The sequence below is a fragment of the Prochlorococcus marinus CUG1417 genome, from assembly GCF_017695975.1.
Lineage (GTDB): Bacteria > Cyanobacteriota > Cyanobacteriia > PCC-6307 > Cyanobiaceae > Prochlorococcus_A > Prochlorococcus_A marinus_AG.
Genome location: NZ_JAAORN010000001.1, coordinates 865,784 through 887,646, shown reverse-complemented (window position 1 = coordinate 887,646; position 21,863 = coordinate 865,784). Strand labels below are relative to the sequence as shown.

26 protein-coding genes are annotated in these 21,863 nt (G+C 28.6%); 10 read left to right on the top strand and 16 right to left on the bottom strand.

Annotated features, from left to right (window positions below):
* Positions 1–58 precede the first annotated feature (58 nt).
* Positions 59–3,565, bottom strand: coding sequence for a transcription-repair coupling factor (mfd, locus tag HA140_RS05075; RefSeq protein ID WP_209040048.1), 3,507 nt, complete (start codon positions 3,563–3,565; stop codon positions 59–61).
* A gap of 74 nt (positions 3,566–3,639) precedes the next feature.
* On the opposite strand from mfd, the gene HA140_RS05070 reads away from it, so the two are divergent.
* Positions 3,640–4,350 (top strand): TerC family protein, encoded by a 711-nt coding sequence (locus HA140_RS05070; protein ID WP_209040047.1) that lies wholly within the window; start codon positions 3,640–3,642, stop codon positions 4,348–4,350.
* Here HA140_RS05070 and fmt read toward each other — a convergent pair.
* The 10 genes from fmt to HA140_RS05020 all read right to left on the bottom strand — a co-directional run bounded on the left by fmt (position 4,347) and on the right by HA140_RS05020 (position 13,832).
* Positions 4,347–5,333 carry a methionyl-tRNA formyltransferase gene (gene fmt / locus HA140_RS05065; RefSeq protein WP_209040046.1) on the bottom strand — a complete coding sequence of 329 codons (987 nt, stop codon included), beginning with the start codon at positions 5,331–5,333 and terminating at the stop codon, positions 4,347–4,349. The genes HA140_RS05070 and fmt overlap by 4 nt on opposite strands.
* Positions 5,330–6,682, bottom strand: coding sequence for a TldD/PmbA family protein (locus HA140_RS05060; protein ID WP_209040045.1), 1,353 nt, complete (start codon positions 6,680–6,682; stop codon positions 5,330–5,332). The genes fmt and HA140_RS05060 overlap by 4 nt, the downstream gene beginning before the upstream one ends.
* Before the next feature lie 3 nt (positions 6,683–6,685).
* Positions 6,686–8,110 (bottom strand): TldD/PmbA family protein, encoded by a 1,425-nt coding sequence (locus tag HA140_RS05055; RefSeq protein WP_209040044.1) that lies wholly within the window; start codon positions 8,108–8,110, stop codon positions 6,686–6,688.
* Positions 8,111–8,141: 31 nt separating this feature from the next.
* On the bottom strand, positions 8,142–9,314 hold the full coding sequence (gene acsF, locus HA140_RS05050; protein WP_209040043.1) for a magnesium-protoporphyrin IX monomethyl ester (oxidative) cyclase: 1,173 nt from the start codon (positions 9,312–9,314) through the stop codon (positions 8,142–8,144).
* Between the two features lie 80 nt (positions 9,315–9,394).
* Positions 9,395–9,973: a DUF2996 domain-containing protein gene (locus HA140_RS05045; RefSeq protein ID WP_209040042.1), complete on the bottom strand. Its 579-nt coding sequence runs from the start codon at positions 9,971–9,973 to the stop codon at positions 9,395–9,397.
* 72 nt (positions 9,974–10,045) lie between these two features.
* The gene (locus HA140_RS05040; protein ID WP_209040041.1) at positions 10,046–10,489 is read right to left on the bottom strand and encodes a hypothetical protein; all 444 of its coding nucleotides are present in this window, start codon (positions 10,487–10,489) and stop codon (positions 10,046–10,048) included.
* A gap of 65 nt (positions 10,490–10,554) precedes the next feature.
* The gene (locus HA140_RS05035) at positions 10,555–12,777 is read right to left on the bottom strand and encodes an RNB domain-containing ribonuclease (protein WP_209040040.1); all 2,223 of its coding nucleotides are present in this window, start codon (positions 12,775–12,777) and stop codon (positions 10,555–10,557) included.
* A 72-nt stretch (positions 12,778–12,849) separates the two neighbouring features.
* The gene (locus HA140_RS05030; RefSeq protein WP_209040039.1) at positions 12,850–13,161 is read right to left on the bottom strand and encodes a TMEM165/GDT1 family protein; all 312 of its coding nucleotides are present in this window, start codon (positions 13,159–13,161) and stop codon (positions 12,850–12,852) included.
* Positions 13,162–13,488 (bottom strand): TMEM165/GDT1 family protein, encoded by a 327-nt coding sequence (locus HA140_RS05025; protein ID WP_209040038.1) that lies wholly within the window; start codon positions 13,486–13,488, stop codon positions 13,162–13,164. It lies immediately after the preceding gene.
* Complete coding sequence (locus HA140_RS05020) at positions 13,485–13,832, bottom strand: YkgJ family cysteine cluster protein (RefSeq protein WP_209040037.1); 348 nt, start codon at positions 13,830–13,832, stop codon at positions 13,485–13,487. The genes HA140_RS05025 and HA140_RS05020 overlap by 4 nt, the downstream gene beginning before the upstream one ends.
* A 175-nt stretch (positions 13,833–14,007) precedes the next feature.
* Here HA140_RS05020 and HA140_RS05010 point away from each other — a divergent pair, with 175 nt between their 5' ends.
* Both HA140_RS05010 and HA140_RS05005 read left to right on the top strand, forming a co-directional pair.
* Positions 14,008–14,769 carry an HAD-IA family hydrolase gene (locus HA140_RS05010; protein ID WP_209040036.1) on the top strand — a complete coding sequence of 254 codons (762 nt, stop codon included), beginning with the start codon at positions 14,008–14,010 and terminating at the stop codon, positions 14,767–14,769.
* Complete coding sequence (locus tag HA140_RS05005; protein WP_209040035.1) at positions 14,756–15,082, top strand: DUF565 domain-containing protein; 327 nt, start codon at positions 14,756–14,758, stop codon at positions 15,080–15,082. The genes HA140_RS05010 and HA140_RS05005 overlap by 14 nt, the downstream gene beginning before the upstream one ends.
* A 3-nt stretch (positions 15,083–15,085) precedes the next feature.
* On the opposite strand, the gene rpmF is transcribed toward HA140_RS05005, so the two are convergent.
* Positions 15,086–15,256 carry a 50S ribosomal protein L32 gene (gene rpmF / locus HA140_RS05000; RefSeq protein WP_002805281.1) on the bottom strand — a complete coding sequence of 57 codons (171 nt, stop codon included), beginning with the start codon at positions 15,254–15,256 and terminating at the stop codon, positions 15,086–15,088.
* Between the two features lie 131 nt (positions 15,257–15,387).
* On the opposite strand from rpmF, the gene ftsH reads away from it, so the two are divergent.
* Positions 15,388–17,142 carry an ATP-dependent zinc metalloprotease FtsH gene (gene ftsH, locus HA140_RS04995; protein ID WP_209040034.1) on the top strand — a complete coding sequence of 585 codons (1,755 nt, stop codon included), beginning with the start codon at positions 15,388–15,390 and terminating at the stop codon, positions 17,140–17,142.
* An 800-nt stretch (positions 17,143–17,942) separates the two neighbouring features.
* Here the strand turns inward: ftsH and HA140_RS04990 are convergent.
* Positions 17,943–18,527 (bottom strand): peroxiredoxin, encoded by a 585-nt coding sequence (locus HA140_RS04990; RefSeq protein ID WP_025881525.1) that lies wholly within the window; start codon positions 18,525–18,527, stop codon positions 17,943–17,945.
* A gap of 303 nt (positions 18,528–18,830) precedes the next feature.
* Here HA140_RS04990 and HA140_RS04985 point away from each other — a divergent pair, with 303 nt between their 5' ends.
* Complete coding sequence (locus tag HA140_RS04985; protein WP_209040033.1) at positions 18,831–18,992, top strand: hypothetical protein; 162 nt, start codon at positions 18,831–18,833, stop codon at positions 18,990–18,992.
* 1 nt (position 18,993) lies between these two features.
* On the opposite strand, the gene HA140_RS04980 is transcribed toward HA140_RS04985, so the two are convergent.
* Positions 18,994–19,215 (bottom strand): hypothetical protein, encoded by a 222-nt coding sequence (locus HA140_RS04980; RefSeq protein ID WP_209040032.1) that lies wholly within the window; start codon positions 19,213–19,215, stop codon positions 18,994–18,996.
* A 63-nt stretch (positions 19,216–19,278) separates the two neighbouring features.
* Entirely contained in the window at positions 19,279–19,449 is a 171-nt protein-coding gene (locus HA140_RS04975; protein ID WP_209040031.1) for a hypothetical protein, read from the bottom strand.
* Between the two features lie 196 nt (positions 19,450–19,645).
* Between HA140_RS04975 and HA140_RS04970 the strand changes: the two genes are divergently transcribed.
* Both HA140_RS04970 and HA140_RS04965 read left to right on the top strand, forming a co-directional pair.
* On the top strand, positions 19,646–19,822 hold the full coding sequence (locus HA140_RS04970) for a hypothetical protein (RefSeq protein WP_209040030.1): 177 nt from the start codon (positions 19,646–19,648) through the stop codon (positions 19,820–19,822).
* 445 nt (positions 19,823–20,267) lie between these two features.
* Positions 20,268–20,447, top strand: coding sequence for a hypothetical protein (locus tag HA140_RS04965; protein ID WP_209040029.1), 180 nt, complete (start codon positions 20,268–20,270; stop codon positions 20,445–20,447).
* Here the strand turns inward: HA140_RS04965 and HA140_RS04960 are convergent.
* Positions 20,444–20,596 (bottom strand): hypothetical protein, encoded by a 153-nt coding sequence (locus HA140_RS04960; RefSeq protein WP_209040028.1) that lies wholly within the window; start codon positions 20,594–20,596, stop codon positions 20,444–20,446. The genes HA140_RS04965 and HA140_RS04960 overlap by 4 nt on opposite strands.
* A gap of 76 nt (positions 20,597–20,672) precedes the next feature.
* Here HA140_RS04960 and HA140_RS04955 point away from each other — a divergent pair, with 76 nt between their 5' ends.
* The 3 genes from HA140_RS04955 (at position 20,673) to HA140_RS04945 (ending at position 21,845) form a co-directional block, all read left to right on the top strand.
* Positions 20,673–21,038: a hypothetical protein gene (locus HA140_RS04955; RefSeq protein ID WP_209040027.1), complete on the top strand. Its 366-nt coding sequence runs from the start codon at positions 20,673–20,675 to the stop codon at positions 21,036–21,038.
* A 268-nt stretch (positions 21,039–21,306) separates the two neighbouring features.
* Positions 21,307–21,459, top strand: a complete 153-nt coding sequence (locus HA140_RS04950; RefSeq protein WP_209040026.1) for a hypothetical protein — start codon at positions 21,307–21,309, stop codon at positions 21,457–21,459.
* Positions 21,456–21,845: a hypothetical protein gene (locus tag HA140_RS04945; RefSeq protein WP_209040025.1), complete on the top strand. Its 390-nt coding sequence runs from the start codon at positions 21,456–21,458 to the stop codon at positions 21,843–21,845. Before HA140_RS04950 ends, HA140_RS04945 begins: the two co-directional genes overlap by 4 nt.
* Positions 21,846–21,863 lie beyond the last annotated feature (18 nt).

Genomic DNA, 21,863 nt, shown 5'->3' with positions numbered 1-21,863 from the left:
AACCTAGCCGAAATTAAACTTTTTCGCGGTTTTTAAATAATTTTTTAATAATTTATTCTTACTTAAATAATAGATCTTGCTTAAAATTTTTTATTTCTTCAATAAATAAGCCAAACCAATATAATAATTGATCAATTTGATTTTGAATTTCAGTAACTCCTAAACCTCTTATAGTTATCAAGGACCATTGTTCCCCTTCATCAAAATTAAATTTATTTTGAACACTATTTGGTAATGTACGTTTAAGTATTTTAAAGGTAGCTTTTTTTAATTTTGTTTCTATAACGATATTTGGTTTTTTTAGTTTAATTTTGTTAAAACCACATCTCTTAGCGAGTAATTTTAGTCTCATTAACATTATTAATGACTCGACAGGCTTAGGCAAAGTTCCATATCTATTAATCCAGTCTGTAGCTAATTCAGTTAATTCATTATCATTAGAACATTCTGTAGCAGATTTGTAAGCTTCAAGCTTCTCATCTCTGTTTAATATCCAAGTTGCAGGTATAAATGCATTTATTGGTAGATCAATTTGTGTGTCACTAACTTCTGGTATTTCTTGCCCACTGATTTCTGAAATAGCCTCATGGAGCATTTCTATATATAAATCATATCCAATAGCATTTACCTTTCCACTTTGATCTTCTCCTAGTAAACTACCAACACCCCTTATTTCCATATCTTTCATTGCAAGTTGGTAGCCACTTCCAAGTTCTGAAAAGTCTTTTATAGCTTTCAATCTTTGTTTTGCAGCGTCATTAATTTTATTTATATTTGGAAAAAATAACCAAGCATGCGCTTGTACACCGCTTCTACCAACTCTTCCTCTAAGTTGATAAAGTTGTGAAAGGCCAAATTTGTGAGAATCTTCAATAATAATTGTATTTACTTTAGGAATGTCTAATCCACTTTCAATTATTGTTGTGCATATCATTAGATCTACTTCTCCATTATTAAAGGCAATCATTGCATTTTCAAGCTCTGTTTCGTTCATTTGCCCATGAGCAACAATAAATTTTAAGCTTGGAAACATATTTTTTAATTTATTTACAGCTTGATCAATATCAGAAATTCTTGGAAGAACATAAAAAATTTGACCTCCCCTATCAAGTTCTTGATTAATGGCAGTTCTTATAACATCCATATCTATTTCAGATAAATATGTTTTTATTGATCTTCTTGATGGAGGAGGAGTATTAAGTAAGCTCATTTGTCTTAGCCCAGATAAGCTCATATAAAGAGTCCTTGGAATTGGAGTCGCCGAGAGAGTTAAAACGTCTATGTTGGTTTTGATTTTTTTAATTTTCTCCTTTTGCCTTACTCCAAATCTTTGTTCTTCATCAATAACAAGTAGTCCTAAGTTTTTAATTTCTAATTCTTTTCCTAAAATTTGGTGCGTAGCTACAACTAAATCAATTTTGTTATTTTTCAAGCCTGCATAGATTTCCTTTCTTTCATTAACGGTTTTGAATCTATTGAGTAATGATACTTTTATTGGGTAAGGTGAAAATCTATTGTTTATTGTTCTCCAATGTTGCTGAGCTAGGATTGTTGTTGGTGCTAGTAATATTACCTGTTTACCTGATGTAATAGCCTTAAAAATAGCCCGTACAGCTACTTCTGTTTTGCCAAATCCTACATCTCCACAAACTAGCCTATCCATTGGCTTTTCGCTTTCCATATCAGATTTTATTTCTTCTACAGCAGTAATTTGATCAGGTGTTGGTTGATAAGGGAATGATTCCTCTAATTCATCTTGCCAAGGACCATCTTTTGGGTAAATGTATCCCTTTAATTTTTCTCTCTTTGCATAAAGTTTCAAAATATCGACTGCAACTTTTTTGATTTGTTTCTTATTTTTATCTTTTATTCTTTCCCATTCGGTCCCTCCTAATTTATTTATTTTTGGCTTTATTTTTCCACTTGATCTATATCTGTTTACACTACCAAGTTGATCAGCGGCAACACTTATCTTCCCATCCTGATACTGAATGACTAAATAATCTCTTGAATCTCCAGTTATATTTATTTTTTCTATTTTTAAAAATTTTCCTATTCCATGATTTTTATGAACTATAAAATCACCGGGACTAATTTTATTTACATTTATATTTGAATTTAAACTTCTTTTTTTTCTTCTTATGAATACATTATTAAAAAGAGATTGTTGTGAAAATAATTCTTTATCTGTTATCAGGACAACTTTCCATATCGGAAGATAAAAACCTTCGATTTCGTAATTGTTCTTATTTTTTAAAATTAAAGGAGTTGAATTATTAATTGACTTAAATGCTTCATCAATATTATTAGGATTGTTTAAGAAGTTTGTATTACATTCGTGCTCAAAAAGTAAAGTCCTAGTTCTCAATGGCTGTGCTGATAATATCCATACTTTTTCATTATTTTTTATATTTTTATTTATATCATTGGATAATTTACCTATATTTTTAGAGTATGAATTTATTCTTTTATCATTTAATAAAAATTTATTATTAATATTTACTTTAGATTCAAATTCATAAAATTTTATCAAATTAAAATTTCTTAGTGAATTTAATATTTTGTCAAACTTTAAATGTAAATTAGGTTTAACGTCTAAATTAATATCATTATTTTTAAGGTTCTCATTTAATTCATACTCACAATTATCAAAATTACTTTCTGAATCTAGATACCAATTATTTGCAAATTTCGTACAATCTTCTAATTCATCAATTACAAGAATTGTTTCTTTATCAATAAAATCTATTATATTTGAGGGTTGTTTTTCAATTATTCCTAAATAACGATCAAGATTATTTTTATTTATATCATCTGAATTAAAGATACCGTTCTTAGAAAAATTATTTAACTTATCTTTTATTAGCAAATCAAATCCAGCCTGTATTATTTCAATATTATTGATACTTTCTAATGTTTTCTGTGTATGGGGGTCATATTCTCTTATCTTCTCAATTACATTATCAAAAAATTCTAATCTTATAGGAAACTCATTATTGACAGGATAAATATCTATTATTTCCCCTCTCCTACTCCAGAATCCCTCTGTTGAAGTTACATTATCCTTCGTATAACCAAGCAAAGTAAGTTTATTAGCTAATTCTTGAATCTCGATTTGAACCCCTTTTTGCAAATCTAACTTGTTTTCAATTAATAAGTTTTTATTTATTAGATGAGGTTGTAGTGATCTTTCTGTTGATACAACAATATTAAGTTCATTTTTCTCTTTTTTTATTAATTTGGATAAAACAGTAAGCTGACTAAATTCAATCTCTTTGGATTTATTAATTGAGGAGTATGGTAGATGTTCTGTTGGAGGATAATATAAAACTGCTTTATCATTTATACTTTCAAAATAACCAATCCATTTGTAGGCAATTTCTACATTAGGACAAATTAATAATATATTTTTTTCCTCTTTTTTTGCGATGCTATCTAAGATTATTGATTTTGCATATCTACTTGACCCAACAATATTTAATTCATTATTTTTTGAAATTCTTTTTATTAATTCAGAAGTAATTTGTGAGTTCGAAATGTAATTAACTAAAGTATTTAAACTCATTTATAGTTATCAATCTTGATTACAAATATCCGATATATTATATTAGATTTTATACTGATTGTGAATAATATTTGATGGATTCAGCTGCAATAAATTCTTTTATACCCACACTAGATCAGGTAGATAGTTGGTACGAAATCTTTACACTTTTACCAATATTAATTGCTCTAGAATTATTATTATCGGCGGATAATGCTGTCGCACTAGCTTCTCTTACTAAATCTCTCGACAGTTCAGAATTAAGGTCAAGAGCCTTAAATATTGGCATAACAATATCTTTATTATTTAGGATTATTCTGATCATATTATCTAATGTTCTTCTAAAGTTTGTTCTTATTAGAGTTTTTGCTGGTTTTTATTTAATATACTTATTCTTCTCAAATGTTTTTTTAAGTTCAGATATAGAAAACACAGAAAATGGGAGAGATAATAATAAAAATAATTCTAGGTTCTTAAGGGTTGTAGCGCTTCTTTCAATTACTGATTTTGCTTTTTCAATAGATAGTATCACTACTGCAGTAGCTATCAGTGATCAATACATATTAATTATATTTGGAGCAGTGATTGGAGTATTAGCCTTAAGATTTACATCGGGGATTTTTCTAAAACTTCTGGATATATTTTCTAGATTAGAAACAGCCGGTTACGTAGCAATTTTAATAGTGGGGATTAAACTTTTACTAAATACGTTAATTAAAGAATCCATTCTTCCAGACTATTATTTTTATTTTTTGATTCTTTTTGCCTTCATTTGGGGATTCTCTAAAAAAGAATCTAAAACTTAATCTGAGAGATATTCACCTACTGATGGCTTTAACTGTTGTATCAATTGCTTTTTGCTAGAAATGTTTTTGCCTTCAAGTTTTGCTTCTAACAAAATAACCGGATCATTTTTAGTTGATATTATTATCCCTTCATTTTCTATTACAGCAAGAATAATACCTGGTCTTGAATAATTGCCCATGAAAAGGTATTTTTTATTTTTAATTTCATCATTGCTCAAAACTTTGATTTTAAGTATTTTTAGGTTCTTACCTCTAAAAGTTGTATTTGCTCGAGGGTATAATCCTTTTATTTTTTGAGAAATTTCAATTGCCTCATTATCCCAATCAACTTTAAAGTCTGATTTTTCAATCATTCTTGCGTATGTAATTTCTCTCCCAAGGGAATTTTGCTTTGTTAATTGAGAATTAGTATTTTTATAAATATTTTCTCCGATTAGTGATGTGGCATATAATAATAATTTTGCAGATAAAATACTAAGTTTTTCCGATAGTGTATTTAAATTATCTTCATCACCAATTTTAATTTTTTCTTCCAATAATAAGTCACCAGTATCTAGTCCCTCATTCATTTTCATAATTCCTACACCAGTAAATTCATCGCCTTTTATTAGTGACCATTGGATTGGGGCTGCACCACGCCATCTTGGAAGTAATGAAGCATGCGCGTTCCAACATCCAAATTTTGGGATTTCCAATATCTCTTTGGGTAATATTTTCCCGTAAGCTATAACGATAAATAGATCACAAGATAGTGATTTAAGTTCATTTATAAAATCTATATTTCCCCTGATTTTTTTTGGTGTATAAATTTTTATAGATTCTTGTTCGGCAAAGCTTTTAACAGGTGAGGATATTAATTTATTTCCCCTAGATCTTTTCTTATCGGGTTGGCTAACTACTCCAATTACCTCGTGCTTAGATTTAATAAAAATATCAAGGCTCGCAATTGAATATTCAGGTGTTCCCCAGAATATAATTCTCACGCGTCACCTGTTATTGATAATTCATCTACCCATATATGTGGAGAAATTCCACTTGTTGTAACTTCTTGGTTTGATTCAATATTTACTATATTCTTCAAAAGATATTTGATATCCCCCGCTACAGTTGCAGATTCTATTGAGATTTTTTTACCGTTTTTATAGAGCCATCCATCAAATGGCAGAGAGAATGAACCTTGACTTGCTCTTACACCAGCATGAATTGCATTTAATTCTTCAATATAAACAAATTCTCCCTCATAAGTAGAGTGATCTAATGATGTTTTTAGATTTGAGTTCTCCTCTGATTTCTCAACTACTATCCAATCAGGGGATACTGAGACTTTTGATCCTAGTCCAGCGTGGCCTGTGGGCATTGTTTTAAATATTCTTGCAGTTGATTCGGAATGCATAAAATTTTCAAGTCTCCCTTTGTTAATTAAACATAGTCTTTTCGTAGGAGTTCCCTCTCCATCAAATGGTGATGAAGAAATATTCTTTTCGTGAAGACCATCATCATAAATATTAAGTGCTTCTGTAGATAGTTTCTCTCCAATAGAATTTTTATTAGATAAGCTAACTCCATCTAAAATGCTTCTAGCATTAAACATTGAACTAAAGGCATTAATGATCGTTAAAAAAGACTCAGGAGAAAAACATATTAAATATTTATGAGTTTTAATAGATGAATAATTTAAATGAGAAATTGTTTTATTAGAAGCGTCTTTAATACACGACTCTATATCTATATCTTCAACTCCATATCCAAGTTTTACAGAACCTGAGCTACGAGGTTTCTTATTTTTTTCTTCTGCTCTTGCATATAAATAAAGTGCAGCTTGACTCTTGGTATAACTACGAAAGGCACCATCACTATTTGCATAAACTCTCTCATAAAAACTCTCAGATAGACCATTATACGGAACAGATTTTATGGATTCATGGCTTTCTAATAGTTTTACTTCTGCTTCTCTTAAAATAGTAAGTAATTTTTTTATACCAACAGGATTTCTTTTTTTTGAGTCTTTAACTTCAATAGGATCCTTGGCTAGTGGTGAGAATTCTGTTCTCTCATTCTTGTTGCCAAAATCAGATGCAATATTTGCCTGATTTAGAGCTTTTTTAATACCAGATTCACTTATATCACTAGTTGATGTGATACCAACTAAATTAGATTCGTTCCAAACTCTTATAGTTAAAATTTGCTTTTGTGATGCCTTAAGTTGTTTAGCCTCACCTTTATCTACTTGCACAGAATAATCATTAGAAAAGCTTGCACCATAATCCCATTTTTTAAGATTTAGAGAATCTGCAGCTTCAGAGATTTGAGTTGTTATTTCTTTTGAATTCATAACCTATCTTCCGCCAACAGTTATTGAATCAACCTTAATATGAGGTTGGCCTACAGTTACGTTGACACTTCCACTGATGGATCCACAGAATCCAGGAGCTAATTCGAGGTCATTTCCGCACATTGATATTTTTGGCATAACTTCTTTAGCCTCACCAATCAAAGTTGCTCCCTTTACTGGATTAGTTAATTTTCCATTTTTAATAAGATATCCTTCTTCTACTGCAAAATTAAATTGTCCTGTAGCACCTACACTGCCACCACCCATTGATTTGCAGTAAAGACCATCACTAATACTATTGATTAAATCCTCTTTAGAGTGCTCACCTTTAGCTATATAAGTATTTCTCATTCGTGAAGCTGCAGCAAAAGAATAATTTTGTCTTCTTCCACTTCCTGTTCTTTTATGGCCAGTTCTCAATTCACCTGCCCTGTCAGATATGAATTTTTTTAAAATTCCATCTTTTATAAGAACTGATTTTTCGGGTTCCATACCTTCATCATCTACTGATAATGAACCAAAGGATCCCTCTGAAATTCCTTCATCTATTGCTGTTACGGATTCATGTGCAATTTTTTCATTCAATTTATTCTCAAAAGGTGTTGTTCCTCTCTCTATTTGAGTAGTTTCAAGTAAATGACCGCAGGCTTCGTGGAATATAACACCACCAAATTTATTAGCTAATACAACAGGCATTTGTCCAGCATCAACATAATCTGCGTATAGCATGTTCATTGAGCTTTCGAATACATCATTAGCTGCTTTTTCGTGATCCCATAATCTGAATTCATTAGGCATTCCTGACGACCCAAATCTTCTACTTCCACTAGATCTATATTGGGCATCACTAGCAATCACGTTGAGTCCAACTGTTTGATATAACCTAATATCTGAGACATAGGTTCCATCGCTAGAGGCTATGATTACCTCTTGGAGATTTCTTGAGTAGCTTCCTTTTCTAGTTATTATTTTATTATTTTTTTTAAGAGCCTTTGTGCTGACTAATAGTTTTTCACTTATCTCATGAATCGATGGGACTTCATTAATCCATTTTTTCTTGGATAAACTATAGTCCCTATGTTTATCTAGACCATTAAATACTTCTCTATTTTTATTATCTGTTATGTCTAACATCTCAATAGCTTGTGATACCGACCTCATCAAGCCATTCTTTGTTAAATCATTTGTACTTACAAATCCATCCTTTTTATCTTTGAAGATTCTAATACCAGCACCCCTTCCAAATGATGGACTTACACTTGTAATGAAATCATCTTCAGCTAGAACGCTTGAGTTGTCTGTATTCTCTATAAATATTTCTACAAAATCAGCCCCAAGTCCCATCCCATAGAAAATAATTTCTTCTAATAAATCTTTATTGCAACAACCAAAAGTGATTTCATTAAATTTGATTTGTGACGAAAGCATATGACTTTATAAATCTTCTTTATATTAAAGATTATCTAATCGAAGGTTGGAAATCTTTGCTATCAAGAGGTTTTAATAAGTATAGTCTTAATAACTGGTAACCGTTTGATAAATATTTAGGTAATTTCTTAAAAGTTTTAGATACTTTATTTCCATCACTGTTTGCAATATCGGAAAGAACCTTATTATTCTCTACTATTTTGTCTAATCTTCCATAAAAAGATTTATCATAAACGTCCATTACCACAGGGAAAACTCTAGCTGCAGTTTCATTTGTTTTGTTGATAACATACTGGTCGTAATCTTTAGCATTTAATCCTAGAGAAGCGTAGAAATCTTTCTTGATTCCCAAATCCCTCGCATACATAGTTGCAAATACAGCAAGTAAGAAAAATCTAGACCACAACTTAGATGTTAATGGAAGATTGTTCAAAAAGTATCTAAATCTATGAAAATAATCAAATAGTGGATGTGTAAAGGTAGAGCCCCCAATGGTAATTTTTTGGCTTAATGATTTAACGGTACGTGGTTGTGCTTTCATTAATGCATCAAAGAAATCACCATGTCTATTTTCATCTTGACACCAATTCTCAAAGTAATTAAATAGTGGAAAAATCTTGCTATCTGGGTTCTTTTCAAGATGCCTATAAATTGCTATGTATCTCCAATAACCTATTTTTTCAGATAGATAAGTGGCGTAAAAAATACTTCTTGGTGGGAAATAAGTGTAATCTTTATTGGCTGTTAAAAAGCCTAAATCTAACTGTAGGCCAAAGTCACTCATTGACTTATTCAAAAAACCTGCATGTCTAGCTTCGTCTCTGGCCATATGTGCAAAGCATTCAGCAAGAAGGGGATTTTTATCTTTAATCCTTTTGCTAAGTTCCTTGTAAAGTAAAAAACCTGAAAATTCAGAAGTACAACTTCCCTCAAGAAAATCAACAAAAAGCTCTCTTGTTTCAGGATCTAATTTTTCTGCAGCACCTTCAAATTCACTATTTCTTACAAAATGATGCCTATTGTAATCTTTCCTAAATTCTTCACATATAGCTTCCAATTCCTCCTCGTTTATTGATAAATCCATATTTTCCATCGCCTCAAAGTCTGTTGTGTAGAATCTTGGAGACAAAATTGTTTCTTTCGCTGGTATCTTCCCATTATTAACATCTTTCTTATTTTTTGATTCAATAGTTGATTGAGTCATTTTTTATTTAATTTATTAATACTATTATTTACTATTATTTGTATTTTCGAGGGAAAAGTTAACTTGGTGTTATTGTTTCTTTAATTAACTCCAATTAACTTTTGTCCATTCAATCTCTGAAGTACTCTTGAAATAATTAACTTCAGGGTAATTCTTTTTTCGTCGATAAGAAAAGATTCAATAATGCTGGGTTTTTGATTAGGTTTTGATAAAGAAATACTTTTTAATGAACTAATTTCATCTTTCTCAAAGGATAACCAAAAGTTACATGTATCTTTAATTTCACAATTTATTACCCAACATTTGTCTCCAGCAATAGGTCTATTGGTGTTTGTGAGATTAATATTTTTTATTTCTAATCCTCTTTGATTAATCTCTTCCTTTAGTGCAGGAATTAAATGTACGTTAATAAATTCTTGGAAAGGCTTTTTCTCTATTGGCAGTTCTTTTTTGGGTTTAGGGATAGATTTGGTGGGAATATCAATTTCATTTTTTGTAACAACTTTAGAAGCAGTATTACTTTCAGAATCGCCATTATTTAATTCCATATTGATAACTTTTTCTGATTTAAGTTCTTTTATTTCCTCAGATTTTGATTTAGTAGTGTTGTCAGATATTTCATTATTTACTTCATTATTTTTATCTAAATTTTCTTCCATAAAAAAATCCATTTTTCTTATTATAAGTTAAAAATAATAAGTTAAAAAATTTTTTTTAATTAATTTATTTTTCTACCAATCATTATCAGTATTATCCCAGTCATCTTCATTATCTGGATTTGAATAATTTATATCTTTTTTAAAATTAGTATCATTCATATTTTTGACAACTCTGTAATTAACAGAAATTGTTGGTTGAGTTTCTCTAATATCTCTTTGTGGCGGCATCTCAAGGTTTGGTTCCATATTTTCATCGTTATTGCGAGATACAAAATCATCTTCAACATTTTCGAAGGTTTTTTTTCTGAAACTAGTACTAGTAATAGTTGTATTCAATAAAGTGCTTACAAATAAACCAGAAAAAAAAGAAATACTGATTAATTTACCTATACTTACTTCTTGGAGAGTCCATTTAAAGTATCTAAATGAAGTCTTCTGATTATTATTTGTGTATAATAAAATTTGAAAAATTATTATTAAAAGAAGAGTTAATAATAAATATTTTTTTTTAAACATAATTCAAAAAAAGTTATCTTAAATTTTTTGGTTAATATTTCAAAAATAAATATAGTGACATTTATTTATGTTAATTCTAAATCAATTTGATATTTAAGAATATCTACTTTTATGATTTTAACTTCTATTGCATCTCCAACTTTATATGATTTTTTAGATTTTCTTCCAATCAATAGATTTTGCCTTGATCTGTATTCATACCAATCATTATTAAGAGTGCTGACGTGTACTAAACCCTCTACATTTAGTTCTGATATCTCAACGAAGAAACCGTATGTTTGCACTGATAATATAAAACCACTATAAATATTACCTAGTAATTTTTCTGCTTTTCTTACTTTTTTTATATTTATCATATTAGATTTGTATTGGTTCACTTTGTACTTGAATTCATTAAGTTTATCTATTACAAATTTGTTAAATAATATTTCTAGATTTTTTGAAATTGACGAATTAAATATATCCCAATTTACTAAGTCTAATGAATTACTTTCCGATATATTGATTGGATTAATATTATTTTTCTTTGATTTCTTACCATTTATTATCATATTAAAAATACAGTACTGGTTTATAAGATTGGTGAAGTCAAATCCAGGAATTGTCCATGGAGAAATAAATAATTTTTCTGATTCATCATTATCAATATTTTTAGATATCAACCTTATTTCATTGTTATTAAATTCATTAATTAGAAGTTTATGTAAGATTCTTTTTTTATTATCATCGCCACATAATTTAATTACTTGACTAAATGTGCAATTACCATCTTCATTGAGCTCTATATCATTATCAATAAATTCTGAATATTTAATAATTTCATTTGCATTAACGTAATCTATTCCCTTTGAGATGTATCCTGCGCTTTTTAAGCCATATTGATTTGAATGTTTAAACCATATTAAATTAGCTTCATACAGTATTGACGAAAGGTAAGTTTGGCAATCTCCCTTATTTAATGATTCAAAATATCCTTTTGAATATTCAGCTGGATTGTGAATAAAAAATTCTTTTAGAGCTTCTATATTATTGAGTGGCGAAGGAATTTCAACCTTACCCTCCAAAATATGTCTTTGTCTGAATGAACATGAAATTTCAAGTATTTTATCTAAATCTTCTATGTATTCCTTTATAGGTTTTAATACGCGAGAGGTTATTCTTGATTTACTTTTTCTAGTTAGAAGCGCCTCAGTATGTTCACTTCTAACAATAAGAGAACATTTTACTAAAGTAAGATGAAATGACCAATTAATTATTTCATTATCACTATCTAAATGCAGACAGAGGCTTATTGCTTCATTCTTTTCATCAAGTTTAAATTCAGAATCATTTCTTATGGCTTCACTAAGGTAGTTTTGCCAATCATTTAATAAGGGTAAAGATTCAAAGCCTTTAAATAATATTTCTAGAGATTTTTTACTAGTTAGATCTATTCTTTCTGCAAGATTATTTGTATGTATCCATAATTTAGTACTTTTATTTTTTTCCTGCTCTATTTGAATCATTGGGAGCATTGGAGAATTATTAGAATTCCAACTTTTGAATAAATAAGAGTTTTTATCTGTGAGGTCTATCCTGTCCCTTTTTTCTGTTTTTTTTGAATCAAGATTATTTAAATTGTATGACTTAACGATATTGCTTTTAGATAAAACAAAGTCTGTATCATATTCCTCATTATTGTTTAGTTTTAGTTCTTGTATCACATGACCTAGTCCTTCTTCTTGACCTATGGGAAATCTATCAATCTCAACTTTTACTATATTCTTATTGTCTGCTTTGAAAGTGTATTTTTTATTCTCTTTTGGAAGTTTAATTTTAGAAAGGATCCTATCGTCTATTGGGATTGCATATACATCATTGTTTATTATTTCAACTTTAGAAAGAAGTATTTGATTTGATCTTTCAAGAATACAATCAACAATTCCTTCAGGTGATCTTCTTCTATAACCCTCTTTTATTATCCTTACTAAAACTTTATCTCCATTCCATGCATAGTTAAGTAGATTTTCTTTAATATAAATATCTTCTTCTTCTTTTCCCCTTACAGCAAAGCAATAACCTTTGCTACTACATCTTATTTTGGCGACAAGATGATCACTATTTTTTATGCAGGTATACTCATCATCTTCATTCTTATTAATTATTTCAAGTTTTTCTAAAGCTGTTAAAGCAATATCTAATTTATCTTTATCAGATTTCTTTGTTATTTTTAATAATCTGCATAATTTTTTATATTCTAACCCTTCCGACTGATTAAGATTATCAATTATTGAAGATGTTGTGAACATGATCTAAATGAAATTATTTAATTAATTAGTGGTATACACTTCATTATTACACCTTATTATCCAAGCTTAAAACTAATTATTTTTTTTCTCTTCTTTTTCTTCTTTTTCGATGGAGAAAGAGTTGATGAAAAGCCTTATACCTATGATGAAAAATGTAATGGAGGCTATTGACTTAAGAACTACTTCGGGTAAAAAACTTGAAATAGAACCGCCTGTTAAAGCTCCTAGTAAACTCGCAAAAACAAGTGCTGAAGATGATCCTAGAAAAACTGCTAATGGTTTATTTGAAGTGCCGCTTATAGTTAAAGTAGCTAGTTGAGTTTTGTCACCTAATTCAGCTATGAAAACTGTTAGAAATGTTGATAGTAATAAACTTAAAACCATTTAAAAATAATTTTTGAAAGTTTCATATGCTAAAAATATACTTATCAATATCATTAAAGCACCAGTAGATAAAGCAAATTTGCTAGGAGATATTTTTTTTGATACCCATTTACCAATAAGAACCCCAACTATGCTAGAGCTTATTAATGCTAGAGAACTTCCAAGAAAAACAATTATTGGCCTGCCGGATTCAGCAGAAAGCATTAATGTTGCTATCTGAGTTTTATCGCCAAGTTCAGCAATAAAAATTGTTGTAAAAGTCGTTATGAATATAGAAAAAAAACTTTTTTCTATATTGTTTTCTTTTTTTTCTAATTTACTATTCATTTTTCTGAAACAGCAATTTTATAAGTTTTCATCTCTTTACTTTGATATCCATAATTTGATGAAATATGTTGTTTGCAGCAATCTATTAAAAATTTATCACCAGATTTCAAATATCCTTTAAATGCAGTTGAAAATTCACTTACCCGGCAAAAATGTGGTCTGGTTTCATAAATTAAGCATTTCTTATTTTCTCTGTCTAGGTTTTTACACCAACCGTCTTTAGCAGTCATCGAATTTATCAAAGCTATATCTTCTTTGTTCAGTTTGTCAGTCAAATCACTTCTTTCATTCAATTCGAATTTACAACAAGCTCCGCAATTTTCTATACATGTCCATGATTTCATAATTTAATTCAATCTTGTAACGTATCAGTACAGTTTCGTCATTTATTTGTAAAAATAGTATCACAAAACATATTCATTTATCATGGCAACACTTATTCCTTTGGCTGTAGTTGCGTTAGCAGGACCAGCAATAATTGCTCTTGTATTTTACCGTAAATAAAAGTAATTCTTTTTGGTGACTTATCTTGAGGGGGTTTATTGGGATTTAGATGGTACCATCGCAAATACTGAATTAGAGGCACATTTACCTGCTTTTAATAATGCTTTCAATGATCTTGGTATTAATTGGAATTGGGATACAAATAAATACATAAAACTTTTGAAGATAAATGGGGGTAAAAATAGGATTGCTTATTACGCTAAATCGAATAATTATGATTTCTCAGAAGATTTAATTCTCAAGATTCATGAAACAAAGCAGTTTCATTATTTAGAAATTATAAAAAAAAATTGTGTTAGTTTCAAAACTGGTGTTTTTAGATTAATAAATGAATTACATAGAAAAAAAGTAAGACAATTTATTGTTACTTCAAGTTCAAGAAATCAAGTTGATCTTCTTGTTGAATACCTTTTTCATGGCTTCAATCCTTTTGAGTTCATTATTTCAAGTGAAGACGTTGAATTAAAGAAACCAAATCCATTTCCTTATTTAAAGGCAATTCAATTAAGTGGTATAAACAAAAATAACTCAATTGTTTTCGAAGACTCCAACCCAGGATTAAAATCTTCCTTGGCAGCTAACTTACCCACAATTTTTGTTCCTTCAAATATCCCAGTTGTTCTTGAAAAAAATATTAAATTAGATTGTATTCTAGACAGTCTTGGTGACGAGAATAATGTGGCAAATGTAATTAAAGGTCCTAAACTAAAAAAATCATATGTTGACTTTAGCTTTCTAAGTGATTATTTAGTGTCTTTTAGTAATGCAAAAAACTAATTTTTCGAGAATCATCTATCAGTTAAATAATTTATTTTTTGGGTTTCTAAGTGATACTTGGAGGAAAAAATCTATTGGTCTAATTTCTGTTTTGATAGGTTATTTTTTGTTTGCCAATTTTCTAACAAAATTTATATCTGAAGGTAAAAATGAGTTAATTATGGTTCCAATAATTATCATTTTTATTGAAATCATTATAAGAATTAAACCTTCCGCAAGTTCAAAATTTTATTATCTATGGACCGTAGTTGATAAATTAAGAATTGGTGCAATTTATGCCGTTATACTTGAAGCATTTAAATTGGGATCTTAAAAGCTATTCTTCTTCTTCTTCTTCAATAGGATAAACAAATCCTTGAGCTTTTCCAGTTAAAACTGATTTGCCTAAAGATATAGCTTTTTGAGCTGCTATTGCTGCTTTCCCTTTCCAAACAGCGTGCCTTTGGTTCCTTTTGCTCTTTGATTTTTTCTTCTTTGGTACAGCCATTCTGTTTTTTTATTTCCATATAATAATATAACCTTTAACTGGTTATCTCCAAAACTTTTGAGTATATTTTGTTTATATACGTCAATTTTTTAAATAAGCATATATGCTTTATTAATCACTTGTAAAGATTAGTGTTTAGATCAAAATTCTCATATTCAGATTCTAAATCAAGTTATTCGGATCTTCTAAAAGATATAGAGACGGGGAAAATAGAATCAATATTTTTCTATCCTAGGCAGAGAGAAATTGATGTTCTATATAAAAATGGCGATAAATTTAAAATACCTATCCTTTACAACGATCAATTAATCCTTGAAAAGGCTACTGAAAACAAGGTGGATCTAACTATTAACAATAGTAGAAAAGAAGCCTCAGCTGCAAATTCATTTGCTTCAATAAGCCTTTTCCTGATTTTTATATTAGCTGTAGTTTTAATATTGAGGAGTACATCAAAATTGGCTTCCAGAGCCTTTGGTTTTACCAAAAATCAAGCTAAATTTGTAACTATTGATGATGTAGAAACGCGATTCGATGATGTAGCTGGTGTCCCTGAAGCCGCTGAGGAATTAAAAGAGGTAATAACATTTTTGAAAGAACCAAAGAAATTTGAAAGTCTTGGAGCAAAAGTTCCTAAGGGAGTTCTTTTAATTGGCCCACCAGGAACAGGTAAAACTTTATTGGCTAAAGCAATTGCTGGTGAATCAGGAGTGCCTTTTCTCTCAATATCGGCATCAGAGTTTGTTGAACTTTTTGTTGGTGTTGGTGCAAGCCGAGTTCGCGATCTTTTTTCTAAGGCTAAGGAAAAATCTCCCTGTATAATTTTCATTGATGAAATTGATTCTATAGGAAGGCAAAGAGGTTCTGGGATCGGAGGAGGAAATGATGAAAGAGAACAAACCCTTAATCAGCTTTTAACTGAATTAGATGGTTTTGCTGATAATTCTGGGATTATTGTTTTGGCAGCAACAAATAGACCAGATATTTTAGATGCAGCATTATTAAGACCAGGTAGATTTGATAGAAAAATTGAAGTAATGCTTCCAGATTTAGATGGAAGAAAAAAAATTCTTTCAGTTCACTCACTTTCCAAACCACTTTCAGGCGAAGTTGACTTAGGATATTGGGCTTCTAGGACAGTTGGATTTTCGGGAGCAGATCTTGCAAATTTGATGAATGAGAGTGCTATTCACTGTGCAAGAGATGAATCTAAATTGATCAGTGATCTTCATATAGAAAATGCTCTTGATAAAATTACCATCGGCCTGAGAAGTTCATTAATAACTTCTCCAAATATGAAAAAAATTATTGCTTATAACGAGGTAGGTAGAGCTATTGTATCTGCTGTGAGAAATGGAATCGAATCAGTTGATAAAATTACGATCTTACCTAGATCTGGATCTTTAGGGGGATATACAAAAATATGCCCTGACGAAGATGTAATTTCTAGTGGCTTGATTTCAAAAAAATTTTTATTTTCAAAAATTGAAATTGCTTTAGCTGGAAGAGCGGCAGAAACGATAGTTTTTGGTGAAAGTGAAATTACACAATGCTCATTAAATGATATCTCTTATGCGACAAATATCGTAAGGGAAATGGTAACAAAATATGGATTCTCAATTATTGGTCCAATTTCAATGGAATCTGATAATAATGAAATGTATTTAGGAGATGGATTATTTAGAAGAAAGCCTCTCATAGCAGAAAATACTAGTTCTAGAATAGATAATGAAATCATAAATATTTCAAAAATTTCATTAAATAATTCAATAAAAATATTGAAAAAAAATAGAGTCTTATTAGATAAATTAGTTGATATACTTCTAATTCAAGAAACTATAGATAAAAAAGTTTTTAAATTAACAACTTCTAAATTGTTGAAAGTTTGATTTATTTGTTTTAAATTAAAAAAAAATATTTTCTTGATAATTAAAAATAATACAACGAAGTTATTAGTTACATTTTTATTTTTACTTATTCTTCCATTTGTACAAAAACAATGGTTTAATTTGTATTCATTCAATATTAATGATATTTCCTTTTATTCGATACTTTACTATTTGAGTGGAGCAATATGTCCATCTATAGTGTGTTTAAACTCTTTAAAAAACTATACATACTATAATTTTAATAAGGATAAAATTCATAGTGAAAAAATAATTTTAGGAAAAAGATTATTATTCTTAGTAGCAATAAATTTAATATTTCTTTCTTACTTTATAGCTGATTATATATATATAAATTTTGATCTTATATTTAATTTATTTCTTGATGGAATTAATATACCAAAACAGGATATTCCACAGTTAAGTTTTTTCATATTTTTAATTTCTATTTTATTAATTTTTAAGAAATCTAGGTTTCTGTTAAAGAAAATAATATTGGTAAATTTTATTTTGATTTCTCTCTATCTTTGGCATCTTCAAATAAATAATATTAGTGTTGATGATCAGTTTCATATTTATAGATATTTTGGTTTAAATGACTTAAATTTAATTAATCTTTTTATCTTAGTCTCCATAGAAATTTCTTTTTATACGTGGTCCTTCATATCATATAAAACTAATTTAAGTGATTGGATCGTACCCAAACCTCAAAAAAGGGATATCATCCCCTTTTTGAATATGTTTATTTTTTATTTTTTTATAATTATTTACTACTCAATACTTACTTAAAATTTTTAAACCTTCTATAGCGCAGAAAAATATTCCTTGCTACCTTTGGGATCCTCTAACATTGTTTTCTCTCCGGGGGTCCAGTTTGCTGGACATACTTCATCTGGGTTCGCTGCAACGTATTGATAACCTTGAAGAATCCTTAGTGTTTCATCAACATTTCTACCTACAGGAGCCTTGTTAACAGTCGTATGCATAACTACTCCTTCAGGATTGATAAGAAATAAACCTCTATCGGCCTCTCCATCATCATTAAGGACATTGTACGCTTGGCAGATTTCTCTTTTTAAGTCAGAAACTAACGGATAGTTAATATCACCTATTCCACCTTCATTTCTTGGGGTTTGTATCCAAGCTAAATGACAGTGTTTGCTATCAACTGATACCCCAAGTATTTCCGTATTAAGTGCTGAGAAATCTTGGTATCTATCACTAAATGCAGTGATTTCAGTAGGACATACAAAAGTAAAATCTAGTGGGTAAAAAAATAGAACAACCCATTTACCTCTTAGACCTGAAAGTGTAATCTCCTTAAACTCTTGATCATATACTGCTGTAGCACTAAAGTCTGGTGCTTCTTGGCCAACTCTTAAGCTCATGAAAAAATTTGTCCTTATTTAAATTATGTATGGTCTGAATGACCGTATTAAATATTATAATTTTATTAATAATGAATTAGCAAGTTTTTTTTTAATTCAATGAAATGGCATTATTCCTTTACTAGAAAATTTACAATTCTGAATCATAATAGACTTTTAAAAAATCTCAAAAAGGAGTTAATTAAATATCCCATAAAAAGACTTGACAATAAAAATTCTAATTAAAAGAAATTTTATTTTATTTAAGATTCCCTTACAATTTAAATCCCTATAATTAAGAATAATCTTTTTAATATTTTAATTATGGCTAAATATATTGAAAGACTAAAGGATAAAGTTAAAATAAAAAAATTTGATTCCAACCAGCCAATTGGAGCCTGGATTTTCGTTGTCATATTAAATTTAGTGGGATTTGCAGGATATTTTTACTTAAAAGTAAATCATATACAACTAGGTAGTAAATAACTTATCTTATTTCCTTTTTAATTGAGCGACAAAAATTTTTTAGTCTTTCATTTCTAGTCAAGTCAGGTAAAGTCCAAATTGATTCTGACTCAGGTAATGGATCTTTGCTCCATTCCTTGAATTCTTCCATTATCGAAGCATTATTTAATTTTGATGTGTACTTTTTTCGTTTTTTTATAAATTTTCTTATCACTGTAAGATTTGCCTTAATATATTCCCTCATGATGAATACTTAGTCTTATATTAATTTATCATCTAGCAAGTTCTGAGCTAAAAAAAAGATTAATTAGACATTTTGTACTGCTTGAAAAAGTCCAAAGGAATAACCTCCTATTAGAATCCAGCCAAGTACACTTGATATTATTGTAGATCTTCTATTGTGTCTCCTTAAAGCTGATTCAATCATTTCATTAACTTCATCTCTATTAAGGTAATCTTTCTTAAAGTTTTTTTTCATTTTTTTCTTTTTACAATAAACGAATTTATAAGAAAGTGAGCTAAAAATTTTTACTTATCAGTAAGAGTTTTATTTTTGATGATTTTTTGAATGTTTTTTATATTTATCAATAAATAAATTTTAATTTTTTAAAAGTAAATTTTAAAATAATAAGATAAATTATAGGAAATGACAAATTATAGTTTTTATACAAACAATGAATATTAATGATAAAACTGTTTTAGCAATGCTTAATAAACTTATTGCTATTAATAGGCTTAATAAAACTCAAATTCTTCAAATGGTAAATTTAGTCTCAATATCAAATGATTTCAATGATTTAAAGGATAATATGAAATGGGAAAGTTATAAATCATTTCATCAAAATATTTAAAAAAACCATAAACTCATTATTATTCTGAATTCTTTAAATTTCACATAAAAGATAAATAATATTTTAATGAATTAATTAAAATTTTCTAATAAAAATTTAAAAAAGCTATTTAAATAAATTTTTGAAAATAGTTTTTCTTATATGAAACTTGCTCTTGATTACTATAATTAAATGATGTTTTCTTATCCTTGTTAATTGTTTTAATAAGTATTGTAGAAGTGATTATTATTATTAGCATGATTAGTAAGTCTCCAACAGTAATCCCTCTCTCCTTAAGGTTCATAATAAAACATATATTTTGTTTAAATATAGCCTTTTTTATTTGATAAACTAATATTTTTAACAAACGTGCTAAAAATATATATTAAGGAAATATAAAAAGAATATAAAAATATTAAGACTATTACCTTTTGAGTCATATAAAAAAAATAGATAAATTATTTATATGGAAGTCAAAAAAAAAATTAGTAGTTCTAACACTCCTGATTTTTTCTCTAAAGAGATGATTATCACAAAAAAATCACTTAACGAAAATCAACTCAAACTTACTTATCAAAAACGGTTAATCTCAGATCTAGATTATAAGCACAAGGAATGGTCAAAATCTATTGATAGTAAATTTTAAAAGCTTTCGTTGATTATATTTAAGAGTTTATTTCTCTTATTTGTATTTTTCTCTTCCCAATGAAGTTTTACTTCATCATTAATGATAGGTTTAGCTTCGTAAGCTAAATACCAAAGAATAAATCCGGCAGGAAATATTAAAATATGCATAACAAAATTAGTTGACTTAAATCAAATATAGTGCAACACTTGTAATGTGCAAGTGTGACACTAATTTATTTTAAGTATGCCCTCTCCGAGGAAAAGAATTGGTTTTTTACCAAGTGAAGAAGTTCATGAAATTATTGAAAAATTGTGTACAGCTAATGAGTTTAGTCAGTCAAAAGTTACAGGTTTATTAGTTGAGGAAGCGTTAAGGTCTCGAGGTGTATTAAATGAATCTTATAGTCAAAATCAAGATGGTAAAAGGGATATTATAAACTATTCTTTTGATCACGAAACATTTTCTAAAAATAATAAATCTCCACTTAATGTGGACGAATATTTAGTAAATAAAGAAGTATTATCTGAAGATATCAAAATGATGCATGAATTTATTGAGTTTAAGTATTTTAAGAAAGTTATGAAGCGAAATAATAACATTATTGAATAAATAGTGTCACACTATTAATGTTTATATGAGAATTCTTTTCAATGGAATTTAGAAATTAAGCAAAGATAAATATTTTTGAATATTTCTAATCAACTTTTAAAGAGGGATCCAAAATAAATTGAATCTTTAAAAATCCAGCGGACTAAATCCTCGTGGAGATATGAACCTTAGCCCGCTCTAAAAAAATAGCAATAAAAAAATATAAATACAATAAGTGTGTAAATTTACTTTCGATTTAAAATTGAAATATAAAACTCTAAATATACAAATGGCACTAAGTGAATTATATGAAGTTACACAGTATCAAATATGTGATCTTCTTGAAAATCTTCAGCAAATAGAGAAACTTAAAAATAAAGATATACGAATTTTGCTTGATAAGATAAGTAGAAAATATGGAGGAAAAGTAGTAAATAAATGAAACGTCTATTAATCCCACTATTAGTTTGGCTTACTTTACCAAGTGTTGTAGATAGCTCCCACTTAAATAATCAGAGAGAACTTATAGTCACCTCAGAAAGCACTAGTGAATCAATCGAGTTGGCAAAATATCTTAAAGATAATGGTGTAGTTAAATATTCAGCATATTGGTGTCCTAATTGCCTTAATCAAAGTGAATTATTTGGCAAGCAAGCTTATAGAGAACTTAATGTAGTTGAATGTGCAAGAGATGCCATAAACAGTCAAACTCAATTATGCATTGATAAAAATATTAAAGGGTTTCCCACATGGGAAATAAATGGAGAACTAATTTTAGGTGTACTTTCACTAAAAGAGTTATCAAAGTTGACTGGATTTAGGAATTAAGGAAAATGTAAGATAATT